This window comes from Halarcobacter sp., assembly GCF_963675975.1.
Lineage (GTDB): Bacteria > Campylobacterota > Campylobacteria > Campylobacterales > Arcobacteraceae > Halarcobacter.
On sequence record NZ_OY780939.1, the window covers coordinates 892,416 to 909,684 of the forward strand.

At 27.2% G+C, this 17,269-nt stretch carries 17 protein-coding genes; 8 read left to right on the top strand and 9 right to left on the bottom strand.

Going from position 1 to position 17,269, the window contains the following annotated elements; genetic code table 11:
- Positions 1-166 precede the first annotated feature (166 nt).
- The 3 genes from ACKU3H_RS04445 to ACKU3H_RS04455 form a co-directional block, all read right to left on the bottom strand.
- Positions 167-484: a hypothetical protein gene (locus ACKU3H_RS04445; RefSeq protein WP_320035774.1), complete on the bottom strand. Its 318-nt coding sequence runs from the start codon at positions 482-484 to the stop codon at positions 167-169.
- 699 nt (positions 485-1,183) lie between these two features.
- Complete coding sequence (locus tag ACKU3H_RS04450; RefSeq protein WP_320035775.1) at positions 1,184-1,852, bottom strand: Ig-like domain-containing protein; 669 nt, start codon at positions 1,850-1,852, stop codon at positions 1,184-1,186.
- Between the two features lie 324 nt (positions 1,853-2,176).
- Positions 2,177-2,317 (bottom strand): hypothetical protein, encoded by a 141-nt coding sequence (locus ACKU3H_RS04455; protein ID WP_320035776.1) that lies wholly within the window; start codon positions 2,315-2,317, stop codon positions 2,177-2,179.
- Positions 2,318-2,886: 569 nt separating this feature from the next.
- Here ACKU3H_RS04455 and ACKU3H_RS04460 point away from each other — a divergent pair.
- A complete protein-coding gene (locus tag ACKU3H_RS04460) occupies positions 2,887-3,573 on the top strand; it encodes a hypothetical protein (protein WP_320035777.1) in 687 nt (228 codons plus the stop codon).
- A gap of 340 nt (positions 3,574-3,913) precedes the next feature.
- Here ACKU3H_RS04460 and ACKU3H_RS04465 read toward each other — a convergent pair whose 3' ends face one another.
- Positions 3,914-4,225 carry a transposase gene (locus ACKU3H_RS04465; protein ID WP_407933677.1) on the bottom strand — a complete coding sequence of 104 codons (312 nt, stop codon included), beginning with the start codon at positions 4,223-4,225 and terminating at the stop codon, positions 3,914-3,916.
- A gap of 687 nt (positions 4,226-4,912) precedes the next feature.
- Here ACKU3H_RS04465 and ACKU3H_RS04470 point away from each other — a divergent pair.
- On the top strand, positions 4,913-5,836 hold the full coding sequence (locus ACKU3H_RS04470; protein WP_320035778.1) for a hypothetical protein: 924 nt from the start codon (positions 4,913-4,915) through the stop codon (positions 5,834-5,836).
- 248 nt (positions 5,837-6,084) lie between these two features.
- Positions 6,085-7,287, top strand: coding sequence for a Fic family protein (locus ACKU3H_RS04475; protein WP_320035779.1), 1,203 nt, complete (start codon positions 6,085-6,087; stop codon positions 7,285-7,287).
- 28 nt (positions 7,288-7,315) lie between these two features.
- On the opposite strand, the gene ACKU3H_RS04480 is transcribed toward ACKU3H_RS04475, so the two are convergent.
- The gene (locus ACKU3H_RS04480) at positions 7,316-7,966 is read right to left on the bottom strand and encodes a hypothetical protein (protein WP_320035780.1); all 651 of its coding nucleotides are present in this window, start codon (positions 7,964-7,966) and stop codon (positions 7,316-7,318) included.
- Between the two features lie 191 nt (positions 7,967-8,157).
- Here ACKU3H_RS04480 and ACKU3H_RS04485 point away from each other — a divergent pair, with 191 nt between their 5' ends.
- From ACKU3H_RS04485 to ACKU3H_RS04505, 5 genes are all read left to right on the top strand, one after another.
- Positions 8,158-8,574 (top strand): hypothetical protein, encoded by a 417-nt coding sequence (locus ACKU3H_RS04485; protein ID WP_320035781.1) that lies wholly within the window; start codon positions 8,158-8,160, stop codon positions 8,572-8,574.
- Between the two features lie 11 nt (positions 8,575-8,585).
- Positions 8,586-8,870, top strand: coding sequence for a hypothetical protein (locus ACKU3H_RS04490; protein WP_320035782.1), 285 nt, complete (start codon positions 8,586-8,588; stop codon positions 8,868-8,870).
- A 3-nt stretch (positions 8,871-8,873) separates the two neighbouring features.
- Positions 8,874-9,143, top strand: coding sequence for a hypothetical protein (locus ACKU3H_RS04495; RefSeq protein WP_320035783.1), 270 nt, complete (start codon positions 8,874-8,876; stop codon positions 9,141-9,143).
- 348 nt (positions 9,144-9,491) lie between these two features.
- Positions 9,492-9,773, top strand: a complete 282-nt coding sequence (locus tag ACKU3H_RS04500; RefSeq protein WP_320035784.1) for a hypothetical protein — start codon at positions 9,492-9,494, stop codon at positions 9,771-9,773.
- 102 nt (positions 9,774-9,875) lie between these two features.
- Entirely contained in the window at positions 9,876-10,460 is a 585-nt protein-coding gene (locus tag ACKU3H_RS04505) for a site-specific integrase (RefSeq protein ID WP_320035785.1), read from the top strand.
- Positions 10,461-10,791: 331 nt separating this feature from the next.
- Here ACKU3H_RS04505 and ACKU3H_RS04510 read toward each other — a convergent pair whose 3' ends face one another.
- The 4 genes from ACKU3H_RS04510 to ACKU3H_RS04525 all read right to left on the bottom strand — a co-directional run bounded on the left by ACKU3H_RS04510 (position 10,792) and on the right by ACKU3H_RS04525 (position 17,269).
- Complete coding sequence (locus ACKU3H_RS04510) at positions 10,792-11,457, bottom strand: hypothetical protein (protein WP_320035786.1); 666 nt, start codon at positions 11,455-11,457, stop codon at positions 10,792-10,794.
- On the bottom strand, positions 11,458-12,648 hold the full coding sequence (locus ACKU3H_RS04515) for a nucleotidyltransferase (protein WP_320035787.1): 1,191 nt from the start codon (positions 12,646-12,648) through the stop codon (positions 11,458-11,460).
- Positions 12,641-13,804, bottom strand: a complete 1,164-nt coding sequence (locus tag ACKU3H_RS04520) for an SAVED domain-containing protein (protein ID WP_320035788.1) — start codon at positions 13,802-13,804, stop codon at positions 12,641-12,643. The genes ACKU3H_RS04515 and ACKU3H_RS04520 overlap by 8 nt, the downstream gene beginning before the upstream one ends.
- Before the next feature lie 396 nt (positions 13,805-14,200).
- The gene (locus ACKU3H_RS04525) at positions 14,201-17,269 is read right to left on the bottom strand and encodes a DEAD/DEAH box helicase family protein (RefSeq protein ID WP_320035789.1); all 3,069 of its coding nucleotides are present in this window, start codon (positions 17,267-17,269) and stop codon (positions 14,201-14,203) included.

The following is a 17,269-nucleotide window of genomic DNA, read 5'->3' on the forward strand; positions in this document are numbered from 1 at the left end:
TATTTGATATATTTCCAGAAGGATCTTTTACATAAATGTAAAGAGTTTTTGTACCTAAAGTACTATTTGAGAAAGTATATGTACTTGGTTTAGAAGATACCCAATTACTATCATTTACAGCAGGTGTAGTAGCGGATTCTGTAACAATCTATCCTGAAACAGTTTCTCAAGCATAGACTAAATTAGTTAAATTAACTGTTGTTGAACTAGTAGTAGCTGCATCATTATTGATATTAAATGATAGTGGTGCAGGTGGTGGAGTAGTATCAGTTACTACAACAGTATTTGTAGTAACAGTTAAAGCATTAGATCTTTTAGTTTCATAATTAGAAGTATTAGCATTAAGAGCTTCTCCTTTAGTAACTACATAATAAGTAGTATTTACAGTTAATCCACTAAAGTCTCCAGAAGAACTAGAACTTACTAAGTTAGTTAAACCTGCATCAGAATATAATTCAACAGTAACATTCTGAACTCCGTCCACATCAGTGAAACTACCAATAGTAGTATTGATTGAAGTATCTGTTTTGGAATCTAAAGTTGGAGCACTAATCGTAGTAGAATTATCTGCTCAAATAGATGCATTAGTATTTGTAGTAACAGTTAAAGCATTAGATCTTTTAGTTTCATAATTAGAAGTAGTAGTATTAAGAGCTTCTCCTTTAGTAACTACATAATAAGTAGTACTTGCAGTTAATCCACTAAAGTCTCCAGAGGAACTAGAACTTACTAAGTTAGTTAAACCTGCATCAGAATATAATTCAACAGTAACATTCTGAACTCCGTCCTCATCAGTGAAACTACCAATAGTAGTATTGATTGAAGTATCTGTTTTGGAATCTAAAGTTGGAGCACTAATCGTAGTAGAATTATCTGCTCAAATAGATGCATTAGTATTTGTAGTAACAGTTAAAGCATTAGATCTTTTAGTTTCATAATTAGAAGTAGTAGTATTAAGAGCTTCTCCTTTAGTAACTACATAATAAGTAGTACTTGCAGTTAATCCACTAAAGTCTCCAGAGGAACTAGAACTTACTAAGTTAGTTAAACCTGCATCAGAATATAATTCAACAGTAACATTCTGAACTCCGTCCTCATCAGTGAAACTACCAATAGTAGTATTGATTGAAGTATCTGTTTTGGAATCTAAAGTTGGAGCACTAATCGTAGTAGAATTATCTGCTCAAATAGATGCATTTGAAACTACAATAGATACTGTTTGGGTTACTGTATGAGTTCCATCAGACACACTATACTGAAAACTATCTGCTCCTAAAAAATTTGTCGTTGGTGTGTAACTAAATGATCCATTTGAACTAACATTTAAAGTTCCATTTACTGGTTCTTTTACTTTTGCATAAATTAAATTTTCACTATCTTTATCTGTTGCAGTTAAGCTACCATTATAAGTTTGGTTTTGTTCTACAGAAAATGATTTAAATGTGGGAATAGGTTTTGATGTGATTCTTTTATTAAATTCTTCTGGGTTGATTTTTTTTGCTATAATCTCAGATGTATAAATTTGTTCTTCGAATTTATCTCTCATTTTTAAACTTCTATTTGCTATATTTTCTTGATATGCTAAAGTTACCATCATATTTTTACTTGTATTTCGTGTTGCTGTTAATATTGGAGAGAAAGTACCATTTGAAAAATTTGAGAATCCTGCAAATTTATAATTTATTCCAGCCCTAATACTATAATTATCATCATCATGTTCTATTGAATCATATTTCAATTCTAGTTTTAAATCATCAATAGGATAGTAAGCTGAACTAACTGAATAATCAGAGATGGTTTTACTATATGCTTTTGCATTTTGATAAGAACCTAATAAATCAACAGAACCCAAAGTACCTATATCTTTTTTTAAAGCACCCTCTACATACCATATTTTTGTTGTTGTATCTGCATCACCTGCATTAGTTAACTTATTTGCTAAATAACCAAATTCAAAGTTAAAAGATTTATCATTACCATAACCAAATGCGGTACCTAAAGTTACTTGTCTAATATCAGTTAAACTTCAATAAATAGTCTCTTCTTTATTTAAATAACCTAATCCAAGTTTTGTATAGAACATATTATTTATATCTATTCTTTGTACTAAACCAGCTTTTTTGTAATCATTACCTTTTTCTATTCTAAAGTCAGTATAGTCAGAATCATATTTAAATCACATACCATTATATGATGTATCATCTACTTTTTCACCTGCACCATAAAAAGAAATATTATCTAAGAAAGATTTTTCTAAATTTTTTTTACTAATTAAGTTTTTATCATTTGTTGCATTTACATTATTTGCTAAAAGCATTATTGTAACAATTGAAAGTGGTAATTTTCAGTATTTCATTTCTTCTCCATAAATACAACCCAATTATAAAAAAAGAGTATCTCTTCTTTTATAATTGGGTAAAACAATAAATATTTTCATCAGAGCATATAAGCAATTACATAAAATCAGAAGATTTATCTTTTATTTACCTCAATTATAAAACTTTTTTGCCCTTAGTAACCTGGTATCCCTCCAAGTATTTATCACAAATAGTTTATAACAATAAAAGTCTGTCTTTTAAACCGTTTTATTCTTTTTTTGATTTTAACATTTTTGCTAAAGGGTAAGTTTAGCTTACTTTATAAAATCATATATGGTGATTATATTATTTATTATTAAAAATATGAAATTATTATATTAACCTTAATCTAAAAATTTACTTAAAATATTTATAATTAAAACTTTTTTTTATTATTTTTTTGTATAATTGAATCGATTAAATTGCGGATGTGACATAATGGCTGTGTGCTGGGCTTCAACCCCAGATTGGACTCCAATCCAGTTACGCGGGTTCGATTCCCGTCGTCCGCTCCAATTTAAGGACTATTGTGGCAAAACATATTTATCATCTGCCTTTACAAGATACATTAAAGTTTTTTAAAGAGAATAAAACATTTATAAATGAGGGATTGAATAATACTGCTATATTTGAATATAGGAAGCTATATGGCAGAACTTTTTATGAACTGCAAATAAAAGAATTTATTGAGTTTTTTAAAATAGACAAAGATTTATCTTATGCTTTAAAAACAATCAACTATTTTAAATCTGAAAACTTTTTAAATAATATATACACTTTCTTAAATATAGATACAAGAAATAGTAGTAAGTCTATTCCAAATAGAGATTTTTTATACACTATGATTTATATATTTAATGACAAAAATAAGGAGCTTTGTAATAAATTTTTTCACAAAGTTTTTTTACATTTTTTTACAACACTTAATCAAAATACGAATACACAGATAGACTATATAGACTTATCAAAAACTTTAGCAAAAAATAGAAAGATTGTCTTAAAAGATTCATTCGGAGAAAAAGAAGATAATTCTTATTTTAAAATATTTTTAAATGATAAAATCGAAGTTGAACATTATGGAAAGTCTATAAAAACACTACGAAAAAAGGCTTACAAACAACTTTTTTATAAGCTTTTAGATGAAGATATTATAAATAATGAAAATATAAAAGCTGTTGAAGCTAGAGAAAACTTACTCTTATATAAAGATATTTAAATTATAAATTAAATTTTATGTCTGCTTGAAAGTTGGATATTACAACAATAGATTGTTCCAATGTTTTTTTAATTCTATTTTAGTTTTGATCTGGCTACAAAAATTAGGACACAAAATTCTGAACAGTCTTATCATTAACTTCTTATATTTTGAACACAGGTAGTAATTATAAGCTTACCGTGTTCCTCAAAGTGTTCAAAAAGTCTAAATATTAAATTTTCTTAAACCTTTTAGAGTTTTGGAACAATAAAAGTCACTTGTTTAAATTACAAATCTAATTTTTCTTCAAGCCTTCCTTCAAAAAATATAGCAAGTTGAGAAATGGTTAAAGACTAATTCTTCATAGGCATAGTCCATTTCTTATTGACATATGAGTCTGATGTTTTTTAACTATTTGAGGTTCATAAGAACCGCTTTTATTTCTTGGAACATCAAGTTCAAATTCACCAACACTACTTTTCATAGTTTTAGTAGTTTTACCATTTTTTCTATTTTTATTTATCTCTGTGATAAGATGAGATTCAAGTTCTACTTGCAATGCAGCTTCTGTAAGTTGTTTGATAAGAGGAGCTAAAACTACATCTTTACCATCTTTTTTTGCATCTACTTTAATTTGTTCAAGTGCATCTATTAAATCAAGTGTTTGATTCATTGTTCAATCCTTTGGAATAAATTCTATCAGAGTGACACAAAATCTCTAACACTCTCATATAGAACAGCAACTACAATTTTTATTACTAATCTTATTTGTATAGAACTTGATTAAATTCTTAATAGTTTTTAAACAATTTATCAGATAAATACTATAAAAAATGTACTTATAATATATAAATAATGTAAACAAGAGTGTAAACAATGTGTAAATTTAGAAGTAAAATATAGTGTAAATTATTTTTGTTTTTTTATTCTTAAAATTTGAATTCATAGTACCTATAGCTATTTAATCAGAAAAAAGGAAACGGAAGTAAAAATAAGTTAATGGTAATAATATAAAACTAATTAGGTAAATAGTTTACAAAATACATGCTAGGATGAAGTTTTATTTTTATCTTATGAAAATAAGACAATGTTTCAATTCATTGTTAAAAAATTGGGTTTGACTTAAGAGTTATTCTATTTGTCTTAACCAAACTATATTAAAAATAGAGTGCCTTCAAAGAAGGGTGAGTTTCATCAGTTCTCGCAAAACTGTAAAGTCATAATTTTATTAAGTTATGCAAGCATTCATGAGCTAAAGATTGAACTAATGTTGATACTTCATTAGTCAAACAAAAAGTAGATTGACTCAACACATACCTGTATATTATGAGGCAGGAGAAAAAAATGATAAAGGAAATAAATGAGGGGTTCTGTTTATTATCAAACATCAGTTCTAACAAAGGAGATATTTGTAGAAGGTGCAAAAAAGATTGATAGAATAAATCCAGATCACAATCATTTTAATTGTGTTGCATCATATAAAAGTATGGAAACATACAGAAGAGTTTGGAATAACTTATTTAACTATTTAAGAGAACACTGGAAGCTAAAAAACTGTGAATTAATAACATACGAACATGTTGAGGCTTATTATCTTTATAAAATTGAGTATTATCCTACAAAACAGTATGCTGAAAAAATTGTAAGTGCAATGATGAAATTAGAATTTATCTTAAATAAATATTCAAAACAAAAATATGATAATCCAATATCGTATGATTTTAGTAAACTAAAAAGACTTTTATCCGCTTCAAAAAAAATAAAATTTGTTTCTGATATAAAAAAATCTAGAGCATATATAAATCCCTATCGAATAATTGAAAATCTTGAATATTATAACCATCAATTAGCTGCACTAATGCAGTTAGAAGGTGGAGCAAGAAGTGAGGGAGTTACTTTAATAAATAGATCTCAATTAAAAGGAATAAATATTGATGATATTACAAAAAAAGAAATTGGAGTTATTGAAACAAAAGAAAAAGGAGGTAAAGTAGGGGATATTTTAGTTTCAGTAAAGACATATGAGTTGTTGGAACAATATTTTATAGATAAAAATGTTAATAGTTTTAGAATTAAATATCAAAAGTATGCAAATGACATTAGGCAAGCTTGCTTAATGTCAAAAGAAAGTGAAAATGGTTCTCACGGTTTTCGTTGGACATTTTGTCGAAGGAGGGTGAGGGAATATCAACAATGTGGTTACTCATATGAACAGGCTTTACAAGGAGTTTCTTGGGAAATGAAACATTATAGAGCTAGTATTACTGAACATTATTTATCGTAATTGATAACCTAACTATATTTAAATTTTCTTTTTATTAAACCTTCTTGTGTGATATAAAATTTATTAATATAAACGATATCTTATAAGTAAAATTAGAGGTAAAAAATTTAATAAAATTTTAATTTATTGTTTTAATTATGATTTTATGATAATATACAATTCAAAGGTATTTTATTGATATATTAATAGGTAAAAACCTAGGTAAAATTTGAGGTAAAATATATTGCAAAGAATGAAGGAATATTAAAATGTTTATTACCCCTGTAATCCCAGAGACAAATGAAATAAAAATAGATAACAACCTTTTAAAAAAAGCTGAAACTGTTGTTGTTGAAAGTGCAAAATTAACAGGTGGACACAATATTCATTTTATTAGTGCTTTAAAAGAGTTACTTAGAATTACAAATAGTTATTACTCAAATAGAATTGAATCTGAAGGTACCCATCCTATTGATATTGAAAGAGCGATGAAAAAAGATTTCTCAAGTGACATTAAAGAAAAAAATTTACAACAATTGTCTTTAATTCATATTGAAGTACAAAAATATCTTGAAAAAAAAGCTTTAGAAGATAGTGAAGATAAACTATTCTCAAAAAATACTATTCTTAATATCCATGAAAAGTTCTATTCAAAAGATGAAATGAAGCATACTCTTGACATAAAACATGGAGATTTATCGGTTTCAATGGTGCCAGGAGAGCTCAGAGATGGACCTGTTAAAATAGGTTTACATATCCCACCAGCAGATGACGAATTAAATTCTTGTTTTAACGAATTTGAAACTTTATATAATCAATGTATACCAAGTACTAAAACAATAAAATTAATTAATGCATTATGCTCACATCATAGATTAGTGTATATACATCCCTTTTTTGATGGTAATGGAAGGATTTCTAGATTATATTTAGATTACCTATTTCAAAGAATAAATTTAGATGGTTATGGACTATGGAATTTATCAAGAGGTTTAGCAAGAAATATAGATGGATACCAAGATGCCTTATCAAAAGCTGATGAACCATATAGAGGTGGATATAATGATGGCAGAGGAAATTTATCATTAAAAGGTCTTGCCTATTTTTTAGAGTTTATGTTAGATATTGCATTAGATCAAATTAGTTATATGTCAAGTGTGATTAGAATTGACCAAATTTCATCAAGAATATCAAATTATGTAAAGTTCGCAGAGCAGAATATGTATTTTAATATAAAACCTCTACCAAAACATTCAAATATAATATTCCAAACCCTTCTAGTTCAAGGAGAAATACCTAGAAATAGTGTTAAAGATATATTGGGAGTTAGTAAACCAACGGCAATAAAAATAGTAAGAGAATTAGAAGAGAGAGGATATTTGCAATCTAGTGAACCTTCAAGCCCTATTAGGATTAAATTAAATTCACATTTTGCAGCAGAGATTATCCCTGAACTATTCCCTAAAGCTTAAAAGTTTGTTTTGTATAGATGATTTTATTTTATAACAGCTTCAACAACTTGTCATAATATTCATCAGAAAAATCTAATGATTGATAATCCTCTTCCTCTTGACATTTTTCTACAAATACAGAATCTTTTAATTGAGGAAAATACTCTTCTATATCTTTTACTTTAATCCCTTTAAATGCATTCAAATATTCTATAATATGGAATAGAGGCATATGAATCTCATAATTTTTTACATAATTATAAAATCCTCTAAACTCTTCTTTTATTAATAAATTCAAGCCTAAATAAAATAGTTTATTTTTATCAATAACTTTACTATACTCTTCAATTAGTTTTACTTTTATATCTTCCTCACATTTAAATTTTATAACTTCTTTTATAAAATTTTGAGAGAAGGATGAAAGATTCTCTTGATTTTTTTTAATTAGTTTCAAAAATATTAATAATTCTTGATTAGTAAAATTTGCTATAAACATCAAATACTCTTGATAAATATCTTCTTTTGAATATTGGATATTGTCAAACTTTGATATTGAACCAGTTTCTAAGAATTCTTCTATATCTTTTTCAGTTAAATATTTATGAAGTAAAGAGATTATTGGTCTGTCCTCTTTCTTCCATATATAGTAACTATTAATACTAAAATCCATCAACTTAGATACAACTTTATGGTATGCCATTTAATTCCTTTAATAGATTTTACAATTAAATTGCTTAGTAAAAAGATTAATAATATATGAATAAATATACTTTTAATATAAATATTATTAATAATATAAGAATAATATAAGTTTTATAGTACTAGAATTCATAATATATTAATATAATTATTTAGTATTCATTTATTATGAATATTAAAAAAGGAATAAAAATGCTAGTACTTAAAATTATAGCAGTAGCAATAGCTCTATTTTTGCTATTTGGATTAATGATGAAATTAAATGAATATGCATATAAAAAATATAGCTATGAGTTTTTTACTGAAACAACATTTGGAATATATATGACTATTTATGCATCTGCTTATATTGGATATGAATGGTACATTAGTTCTTTAAAAGATGAGAAAGATATATTAAATGGAATAGTTGTAATGGTTATCTCTTTTTTAATATTTCTTGGAACTGCTATTTATAATATTCAAAGTACTAAATTTTTATTTGGTTTAGTATTTACTATTATTCAAGCTATTTTATTTATTCCTTTTTGTGTAATTGGACTCATAGTTATAGCTTTTGCAATAGCATACTTTTCACAAACAAAACCTGTTTATCAAGTTAATAAATAAAAGGAGTAACTATGTCTGAAGATATTGAGTGTGAAAAAGAGAAAAAGAAGTTTTTTAAATATGTAAAAGGTCTTATATTTTTAATTGCTGTTTATATAGTTTTATATTTTACTCATAGTATAGATAAAAATAGAGTTGATAAAATAGCTATAGCATTTGAAAATAACCAAGAGCTTATTTGTGATAATAAAGTAGTATCTTCTACAAAAGGGTATAAGTACTATAAAAAAGAGTCTAACTTAATAACTGATGGTGATAATATCTTTGAATTATCAAAATGTTTAATAAAGGAGTAATTTATGTCTTGTAAATTTTATAAAACAATGAATGAGTATTTTAAAGAGTTTTATATACTTATTACAGTTAGTAGTGCCCTTGCATTAATAGTTGGATTTTTCTATTTTTTATATATTATGGCATTTGAAAACTATGTAAAAAGTTCAAGTGATGTAAGCTTTGCTCTTATATATTTAGTTTTTTGCCTTATATCAATTGGAGTGGGAGTTGGCATTATTGATAAAAATGATTGGAAAGAAACTATAAAAGATAAAAAAAGTGAAGAGGATTAAAAAACTATTTTTTTCTCTAAATCTTTTATTACATCAAATATATGAAAATAGATGAAATTATATTACTAGGTAGTTATCTACTTATAGTTGTTCAAGTAACTATATACAATCATAAGATTATTTCAAATATAAAAAATATGAATAAAAAAGAGATATATAGTAATCTTTACTATGAAAATAAGTTTATAAATATTTATTTACTAAGCTCTATATTTGCAGTTGGTGTATTTTACTACTATTTGTCACTGTATGCTTATATTGTATTTTTTATATTGACTATTATTTTAATGTTCTCTCTGTCTTCATTGAAGCTGCACTTTATAAAACAAATAAATAAAAAGGATTGATATGTGTTTATTAAAAGATATAAAAGTTAAATGTTCTAGTTCAAAAGATGAACATCTTTGTTCTAATCATAGATTAATTTATAAAACCTGGTGTGAAGCTGGAGGATATTTAAAATTAATTGTAAATAATGTAGATGCAAGTGAAATTGAAAATATTGAATATTTTAAAGATATTTTAGTTGATTTAGAATTTGATATTGAAAGTTTGGATTTGGATGATATGAATGATAATAGAAAACTTCATGATAAATTTCAAGACCCTATAAAATACTATATTTTATAAGGTCTTACAGTTTTATGGTATTTACAAATAAAAAATTAAAAAAAGGATTTATAAAACATAATAAAATGTTTATATATCTAATAAATTATAAGGTTTTTAAAAATGGTTGAGAAAATTAAAAGAATAAAAGAGAGTATTACAGAAGTAGAGTTTAAAAAATTAATGTCATATATTAGAGGTGATGAATCTATTAGAAAAAATACAAGAGACAATTTACTTAGAACATTTATTTTTTTATACTTTTCTGGTTTGAGATTAAATGAGGTTCAGGAATTAAAAATAAAAGATATAAAAAATTTACTTGATGAGAGAATGATAAAAGTTTATGTATCAAAAACTTCTAGTGAAAGAAAAATTTATTTATCTAGTTCATTTAAAAAAGAAATTGAGAAGGTATTTGATTTTACAAATGAAAATGATGAAAATAGAGTTATTCATAAAAGTATCAATAGAAAAGATAAGATTAATAATATTGTATTTATACAACAGGTCAATTCCAAAATGAAAGAGATACTTGGACCTGGATTTACTTCACATTCATTTAGACAAGGATTGATTACGGAGATGGGAAGTAAGTCTATTAATGTGAAAATTATCTCCAATTTTATTGGGCACAAAAATGTTAGTACAACTTTAGGTTATATTAGACCTACTGATGAACAAATTAGGGATGCATTGGTTAGGTAAAATCATACAGGCAGTCCTTTATGGGGTATTGCCTGTAAGCCCTAGATTTGTTTTTGGCTACACACTAAGCATTGGTGCAGAGTTATTGGAATACTGCTTCGCCGACTGATAAAACTAACTGTGTCAACTACTCACATCACTAGGGATGACACCAAATCAACCCCGATTCAATAGCCCAGGACTACTAATAAAATCAGTCTAACACCTTATTGGGGAATATCTCTTCGTTAATGAGTCAATTCAAAACACCATATACAAGTATGCTGGCAATAAATTCTGCTATAACTGCCTCCTTGTAATCGAATTGATTTTTATTTTAACATAAATACCATTATTTAAAATCACTTAAATACTTACTATACCAAGACCTTGATGCAAAATATCTAAACCGATTAATCTTGACATTCAATTTATTTTTACATTTTCCAAGTCTTTCTCCACAATTACAAGGGCAAGATAATTTATTTGCAACTCTTTTTTTTAACGAGAGCATTTTAATAATTTTCTTTATATCATTCTCATCTTCTATACCAAATATATTTCTATACTCTGAAAATATTCCTTCATCGCCATGAGCTAATTCATCAAAAACTAAATCTACTCCATCTTGTATTTTTAATGATACAGCATATAGATATGGAACTAAACAATATTTAACAAATCCATTAAGTGTTGGTTCTTTATTTAAAAGTTCTAACAGTCTTAAAGGTGCACCTAAACATAAACTATGATTATAAGTGCTCGGATTAATATGAAAATGTTCAGTTTTAGGAATTTTATCTCCTATCTCTTCAACAATTGGTACACTTGAGGGGAAGTCATTTTTAATAGTTATCTTCAATTTATAAGAATCAGTTAGTTCCTTATACCCATCAGTTTTTGCTTTAAAATGATATGTTCCTTCAACTATCAAGCCATCTAAATTTGATGGCTTGATAGACATATGGATATTATTATTTAAAAAATCTTCTAGTTTAATTTTATGGATTAAACTCATTTAAGACTTTCTCCAAGGTTTTGCAGTTTCCTCTTTTTTAATATTAAACTCATTTGCAAAGACCTCTGAAGTAGCTAAACCTAAAGCTATACCTATTTTTGTAGCTTCAGTTAAAGAAATAGACATCTTTTCTGCTACAAAATCCGAATCAAAACTACCATTATCGTTTCCAGTTATTGAAGCAAAATCTCTTCTTGCAGCCATAAGCCATAAGTTAAAGTTTTCTTCTAACTTTAAATGCTTATGGTCTGGAAGATACCACTTATCAGCAAAGTCTTCCTCAGGTCTAGTTGGGTTAGCTACTCTTGGTATAGTACTACTAATAAAGTCATCCATATCTCTTAAAATAGTTTTCAATGCACTTGCCAATTCTGTTTCTCCATTATAAGCATGAGTAGAAAGTGTTGTGATTATTACAGAGATTGGTTTTGAATCCTCATTATCTTTAAACATACAGTCTCTATGCCTTTTTAATAACTGAATAACTCTTTGTAATACTGTTTTTTGATTAAAAGTTGGTAACTTATCAACTTGTGCTTTTTCCATTAATAAAGTCACTTGATTTGGATGCATTCGAGACTCAAACCAAATAGCATATCCTTCAGGGTTACTTATATTCCAATCTGCATCTATTTTATTATAGTTATCTTTTTCTATATCAGTTATAGATAACGATTTACTAGAAATATCTCTTGCTAAATTAGTATCTGCTACAAACTTTTCGTGAATGTCTTCATAAATTAAATTTGTAATTGATTCATCTAATGGAATAGAAGGAACTATGTCCATATGAAAACTAAGAGAATCTTGATATTCAAGCCTCCAACATCTTCTTTTTTCATCCTTTTCAGCCTTTATACCTTTTGATTTTCTATAAAGCTCTAACTCTATACCTATAATTTCTTTTAATTCCTTTTGTGTATGTGAGCCTTTTGAAATACCTGTTCTTGCATTACACGCTAAATCCAAATCATATTCTTCTTCACTATCTAAAGGTCTTATCGCGGTACCTAATCTAAATGAACCTTGAGGGAAGATGTGTACATCATTACTACTTAACAGTGAATCATCCCTATCAAACCAGTCTCCTAAATCTTCATACCTATTTTTTGCTTTTTCATATGCCGAGTCAGGTAATTCTAATAACTCTACAATTTTTTCTAATATTAAACTTTCTTTTCTGTTAGTCATTTGTATCTGCTCCAATAACTATTGTTTCCATAAACTTATTATGTTTATTGTTTTGATCATAAATAATCCACTGCATATCTGATTTTGGCATTCTTATTCTTCCAAACTCTACTGAACATGATATAGGCATTGCAGGAAAAATTTTCAATGGTTTATTTGAATGCTTTTCATTAATCTTAACCATAAGTTTCCTCATCTCTTTTCTAAATAATGAGAGTTGAGATTTTGCTTTTATAAAGTCATTATGTAAAAACTTTTCAGAAACAGTCACTTCCCAAATATTCACATTTTCACCAGTAACTTCATAAACCCTATCTTCTGATATTTTTCCACTTAACGATAAAACTAAGACTGGCTCTTTTGAATAATTACTTGGCTCTGAAATTAAAAACTCAAAGTCCTCTGGATCTTCTTGCCAACACCATGTTTTTGGTTCTCTTATCGGTTGATAGGTATCTACAGAAATTTTATCTGTAAACAACGTTCCAAGTTTTATTAAAAGAGGCATTGGTGCAAATGCAAATACCGAAAAGTCTGCAGGGTTATTATCTTTTATCTTTGGTAAGATTACTTCTTTGAAACTCTGTTCTAAGTTTTGTGATTCTGCTTGCCAAAAAATCATATCGTCATCTTTGAAAGATAGTTTTGTTGAAAGGTCTAATGGTAATTCGTTAACAGGGTATTTCTCTGGAAACATAGCTGCAAATACTTCTTTAGTATTTATTGTAGAGTTTTGTTCCCCAATATTAGCACAATATAAAACTACATGAGATCGTTTATCTATTGATATACTTGACGTAATATAAACTCTATATTCATGCTCATATTTCCATTGTTTTAATAATTCTGCAGAATATATTGTTCCATCAATATCTTTATCAATTTTCTTATGACAATCGTGACAAAGAAGCATTAAATTACTAATATTATTAATTAATGCCTGGTCACTTGCTAATTCATCGCTCCAACCTCTAGGTCCATCTTCTGAGAATGAATAAATATGTGCTTTCTCTGATATATTAACTTTTTCTTGAGTAACGGGAGATTTATATAGTACCCTATTACAACCATCAAACTGACATCTGCCAGCACTTTTTGCCCACAGTTCTTTTTCTACTGAAGGGTTTATATTTCTATTTAAGACTTTTTCAGCCAATAAAGTATCCTTTACATTAGTTGGTGTTACAAAAAAGGATATATTTAATAAAAAAATCAATTAATGATCTAGTTTATTTTAGTTTAATGTACAAGAAACTATACTTCTTTTGAACTTTTATAGATTAATTGTACTAATTACATCCAATTTTAGTAACACTTAATTTATACAAAAAGCGTGTAAAAAACCTGATTGCCGTCAGGTTATACGCTTAAAACAATATACATCAGTGTTTAAATAATTAACTCGCTTCTATTCCATTTTGCTCCTTATATCAAATTAGATTTAGAAAATTTCCCATTTTCCAATATTTATTTTACATTTTTTTTTAAAAACCTTTAGGATATATTGCAAAATGCAATATATCCTTTTATTTTGACTTTCTGTTTTCATTAACTAGTTTCCATTAACTATCTTCATCAAGGTATCATAGTTATCTACCTTATCATACTTCACTTTATCTGTACTAATCTTTTTAAAGAACTCTCTAGCACAATCAATTTTTATCTCTTCAATCTTTCTAGTCTGCAGGCTTGACATACTTCCTTTTGTTTCAGCTACAAAATAGATGTATTTTACACTTCCCTCTTCAAATGATATCGCCCAATCTGGATTGTAATTACCTACTGGGGTAGGGATAAAGAATCCTCTTGGTAATTTTGCATAAACAACAACTTCTTTATTTGTATCAAGTTCATTTACAAAATCAATTTCATTTTTAGAATCAGTTACGATGTAATCGTAAATATGCTTATCCACTTTCTTTGCTTTAGAGAAGTTTTGTTTTTCACTTTCAGCAAAGAATATATCACTATCAAATTTTTGATCAATTGGACTATATGTAAGTTTATTTACTACCATAGCTGCTTTTTGCTCATTGATGATTCTACTTGATTGAGAAATAAACTCTTCAGGATTTACTCTATAAAGTCTAAATTTATCAGGCTCTATTAATTTAAATATTTCACCAACTGTTTTTCTAGTAAGTTTAGTATTCTCTGCAACCTTACCTATAAGGTCATATCTAACTTTAGATTGTACGCTTCTAGTTTCTGATACTGTCTCTTTTTCTTCTTCTTTAAATCCAGCTCCAGATTTCAAAGACTCATAAGCAATATTATCTGTTTGAGTACCACCTACAACTGTATATTCTAAAGCTTTTACATGCAACTCTTTATTTATAGCATTTTTTGCATTCTTAACAAGTTCACTACTATCAAAATCGACTGTATAAACAGCTTTTTGATTTATTTTATTCCATAGCTCTTGGAACTCTTTTTTCTTAAAGTTCTTTTCATTTATTGGATTTGTATTATCTTTAGTCTCATCTTCAACCATACCATCAAGAGCATTTTTGCTAAATAGGCTATCAATTAGTTGGAATACTTGTTCTTTATACTCTTCTAGCTCTTCTGGTAGCTTAGCAAGTGTTTCTTCATCTTTTGCATCATGGTAATCTTTTGATATCATATCTTCATCATCTACATAATCATTTTTAACTAGATATTTGTAGATTTGTTTAGCCATTTTATCATCAACTTTGATTTTCTCTTCACCAACAATAATCGTCTTACCACTAAAGAAATCTGCATCTGCAACTTTAGGTCTAGTAGTTAATGTTTCACTAATATCTTTTTGTAAACCAGTAACAAAATCTTTATAACTTTCATTTGCTATTACTGTTAAGATATTTGTCTTATGAACTGTTGCAGGATTATCCATTCTTTCACCATGCTGATTTACACAGATTCTCATCCCTCTACCAACTTCTTGTCTTCTTGAAATAGTATTATCACTATGTTTAAGTGTACAAATTACAAAAACATTTGGATTATCCCATCCTTCTCTAAGTGCTGAGTGTGAAAAAATAAATCTAGTTTTTTCTTTAAAAGATAGTAGTCTTTTTTTATCTTTTAAAATCAAATCATAAGCATCTACATCATCTGCAAGTCCAGCATTTTCACCTCTTGCTGAAACTTTTGGATCAATCATCTTTTTATGTTTATCTTGAGCAAAATATCCATTATGAGTTTCATAGGCACCAATCCCTTTTAAATATTCTTCATAATCTTTATCATAAATCAAACCAATATTTTTTACCGCTTCTTCATACTCTTCTTCAAAGATTCTCGCGTATTCACCATTTGATTCATCTTCATTATCATAAATTCTATATTTAGCTACTTCATCTATGAAAAATAGACTTAAAACTTTAATTCCCCTTGAATAAAGCATTTGTTCTTTTTGAAGGTGAGCTTTTATTGTTTCTCTTATTTGTATTCTTCTAATACTCTCTTCATTTACATCTCCACTAGCTTCACCAACACTAAGTTCAATACCATTTTTAAAGTAAATCTTGTTTTTATAAGCATCAATTTCACTTACTACAAAATCTCTATATTGAGATAATCCTTCTGATTTAACTTCTAAATCATCACCTACTTCAATTTTTCTAGTAACTGTTTTTATACCACTATTAGTTCTTAGTTCAAACTCTAATCTTGCTATTGGTGGTTTAGAACTACTTATTTCTATACCTTCTAAATATAGATATGCATTTGTACCACTAAGCCCTTTTACAGTAATACCTCTAACAGATATTTTCTTAACTAGTTTTTGATTATAAGCATCAAGTGCATCTAATCTATGGATTTTGTTATATTCTTTTTTGAATGTTGCAGAATATCTGAGTATAAACAAAGGATTGAACTCTTTTAGAGATTTAAAACTCTTACTCTCTTTTTTAGCATCACCTTCTATCTTTTGAGGTTCATCTATGATAAGTATTGGTCTATTTGCTTTTATAACATCAATTGGACGTCTACTATTAAAACTATCTAGTTCATCATAGATTCTTCTATTATCAGCTCCAGTTGCATTAAATGCTTGAACATTGATAATCATAATATTAATTCCAGCATCACTAGAGTAATCTTCTATATTATGAAGTTCTTTAGAGTTATAGATAAAAGATTTTACTTGTTTCCCATACTCTTCTTTAAAATATTCACGTGTAAGCTCTATAGATTGTTGAACACCTTCTCTAATTGCAATACTTGGTACAACTATGATGAATTTATTCCAACCATACTGTTTATTTAGTTCAAAACAAGTTTTCGTATAACAAAATGTCTTACCAGTACCAGTCTCCATCTCCACATCAAGGTTAATATCACATACACTATTTGTAATCAACTTATCTGATACTGGAAGATTTTGTTCTCTTTGTACTTTATGGATGTTCTCAAAAATTTGAATTGGAGTAATAGTAAAATCACTATTTTTAAATCCACTTAACTCTTCTTCAAAATCTATATTAGATTGCTCACCGTGAGCGACTGTTTTTATTTTCCCTGGATCTACTCTATAGCTAATACCATCTACTTTTTTTTGACCTCTAAAACAATCAACTACAGAATTTACTGCATTTTCTTGGTACTGCTGTTTTTTAAATCTAATATTCAT

Coding starts and splice junctions, on each gene's coding strand:
- ACKU3H_RS04455 (WP_320035776.1), bottom strand. CDS start 2,317: ATGCTTTTAGCAAATAATGTAAATGCAACAAATGATAAAAACTTAATT.
- ACKU3H_RS04465 (WP_407933677.1), bottom strand. CDS start 4,225: ATGAATCAAACACTTGATTTAATAGATGCACTTGAACAAATTAAAGTA.
- ACKU3H_RS04470 (WP_320035778.1), top strand. CDS start 4,913: ATGAGGGGTTCTGTTTATTATCAAACATCAGTTCTAACAAAGGAGATA.
- ACKU3H_RS04475 (WP_320035779.1), top strand. CDS start 6,085: ATGTTTATTACCCCTGTAATCCCAGAGACAAATGAAATAAAAATAGAT.
- ACKU3H_RS04480 (WP_320035780.1), bottom strand. CDS start 7,966: ATGGCATACCATAAAGTTGTATCTAAGTTGATGGATTTTAGTATTAAT.
- ACKU3H_RS04485 (WP_320035781.1), top strand. CDS start 8,158: ATGCTAGTACTTAAAATTATAGCAGTAGCAATAGCTCTATTTTTGCTA.
- ACKU3H_RS04490 (WP_320035782.1), top strand. CDS start 8,586: ATGTCTGAAGATATTGAGTGTGAAAAAGAGAAAAAGAAGTTTTTTAAA.
- ACKU3H_RS04495 (WP_320035783.1), top strand. CDS start 8,874: ATGTCTTGTAAATTTTATAAAACAATGAATGAGTATTTTAAAGAGTTT.
- ACKU3H_RS04500 (WP_320035784.1), top strand. CDS start 9,492: ATGTGTTTATTAAAAGATATAAAAGTTAAATGTTCTAGTTCAAAAGAT.
- ACKU3H_RS04505 (WP_320035785.1), top strand. CDS start 9,876: ATGGTTGAGAAAATTAAAAGAATAAAAGAGAGTATTACAGAAGTAGAG.
- ACKU3H_RS04510 (WP_320035786.1), bottom strand. CDS start 11,457: ATGAGTTTAATCCATAAAATTAAACTAGAAGATTTTTTAAATAATAAT.
- ACKU3H_RS04515 (WP_320035787.1), bottom strand. CDS start 12,648: ATGACTAACAGAAAAGAAAGTTTAATATTAGAAAAAATTGTAGAGTTA.
- ACKU3H_RS04525 (WP_320035789.1), bottom strand. CDS start 17,269: ATGAATATTAGATTTAAAAAACAGCAGTACCAAGAAAATGCAGTAAAT.